At 45.2% G+C, this 2,150-nt stretch carries 1 protein-coding gene; it reads right to left on the reverse strand.

The features are described from left to right. Window positions 1–76 precede the first annotated feature (76 nt). On the reverse strand, window positions 77–2,150 hold a 2,074-nt coding region (locus AC1DUA_RS34910), incomplete at its 5' end, for a glycoside hydrolase (protein ID WP_477504105.1).

Genomic DNA, 2,150 nt, shown 5'->3' on the forward strand with positions numbered 1-2,150 from the left:
ATAAAGGAAAGAAGAACCAACCGGACTACCGGTTGGTTCTATATCGTTTACACCTTGCTATGGACTCAGAATTGACTCACTTGCGAGCAAGAAGCTTAACGTTATCTGCTGCATTGAATATCGTACGCTGTTTCCCCTCATAAATAACTGCCGACATCGCCGGAATGGCCTCGTTATCGACTTTTACTTCATGCTCGGAGAAGTTGGCAATGACCTTGATATCATTGCCATATTGCGCGCTTTGGACAAGCCTATCTTCCGTCAACACGGCGAATTTACTCATTTTTTGAGAGACAGCTTGCTGATGGAAAGGGGACCATATCGTCAAGTAATTGAGGATGCTGGCTTTCTCCTGTTCCCAGGTCAAACGGTTCAAATGATACAATGGAGGCACATTGTACAAAAGTCCATATAGCATTTTATCCGCTTCCTCACCTTTAATTTTATAGGTTCCCCATTCCCAATGATTCGTTGTGATAATTGAGTCATTATAGATTAACTTATATAAAGGCAATGCGTACACGGGGTCATTATMGATCTTTTCATACAAGGGTTTAATCGGTACTGACTTGCCGTAACGTTCTGGTATGCCAGAAGCCGCGTAATATCCACCTATATAGAAGGGACTGTTTTTATTATCCCGCATATCCGGATCGCCCCAAGCGATGACCGGGCTCTCAATGCCTTGTGCATAAGCGATGACACCACTGGCGTAATCATTACCACCCTCCGAGCCAACCACCATGTGCTTGTCTTTGGCAAAGTATTTAAATCGGTCTACGCGGGCCATCATATCTTGAAGCTGTGTGGTCGGATGGTCGGGTGAGTAATCGTCGTAGACATCGCCGGTCGCGTCCGAATCGACGAACCACGAGTTATAACCAATACCGTCCTGAAGGATACCCTCAACGCGCTGCTTGACACTAGGCATAGCCAAGGTTGGATTTAATTTTCGACCTCTCTGCAGGAAGCCAGCAATCTTCGAACCATCCTTTTTGGCGATAGTTGCCTTATCAAATAGTGAAGAATCAGGGAAGAACGCAGTATTCCATGAAGGATCGGGTTGCTCCTGAATAGAGTGGTAGGAGTCATAAGGAGCAATTAAGTATCCCGCTTGATTCGCGGCTTCAACCATAGGGGGATTGTTCAGACCGTCAGCCCAGTTGGGAAGTCCGATCCATGCTTTTTGAATCCCCGATTGATGAAACTCGTTGATTAAGTCTGTGGAATCCGCCTGTCCCCAAGTAGAAATATTGGCCGCGGCGTCTTGCAGCACACTTTTGAGCAGCAGTTTGTTTAAATCGTATAATTTTTGTTCACTCAATTTATCGATTCCTTGATCAATAAGTTTCTGCGCCCCATTCCCTGGATTCGGAAACACAGCCCGAGAATAGAAACTTTTTAGTTTAATCCCTTGATTTAATGCACTTAGAACGACTCTTTTCTGATAAGCGTCCATATTGTTCGTCTTGGCGATGTCCTTCTGCACCTGCGCAAACTCGTCGCTGCCTTCGGCCGTACCTGCGAGAAGCTTGACTAACCATTGGCCAAGGGGACCCGAGAGTAACGGCCGGATTTTGGGCCACTGGACATCGTGATCGGTCAGAATCGACTCGCTCCATACATATATTTGTGGCGCCCCATACAGTTTTTGAATATTGGGATTATCCTTCGATTTGTCCTCAAGCGTAACGTATTTCCCGCTTTCTTCGATATAGCTTTTGTAAGGTAGAACTATTTGCTCAGGATCATTACCAGTAACATATAGGCGGAATCCATAGCTTTTTTCTTTATTGATGCTTGGAAATGCATGCGTGAACTGCAGCTGAAGCGATGACGACGTATCAAAATGTACCTCATCATTGAATTTGTTCGTAACGACATAAACGATGGAGAAGGGGTCATTTTTCAAAGCGAAAAAGTCCATAGAGAACGACTCACTCCAAGTGTAGCTCTGATCATCTAAGAAAGTTCGCCAATTCGTATCGTCTGCCGGAATGATCTTTCCCTCGCCAATAGGAAGCACGTAACTCTTTGCTTTCACAGAGGGCCATTGAAACTGTTCTGCGCCAATAGAGTCGAAGTGGATATCGAGATAATTGTTTTTCTTGGCGATACGAACTGTCACTTGCCCCGGATAGGTCCATTTC

This window comes from Paenibacillus sp. 01T422, from assembly GCF_056398785.1.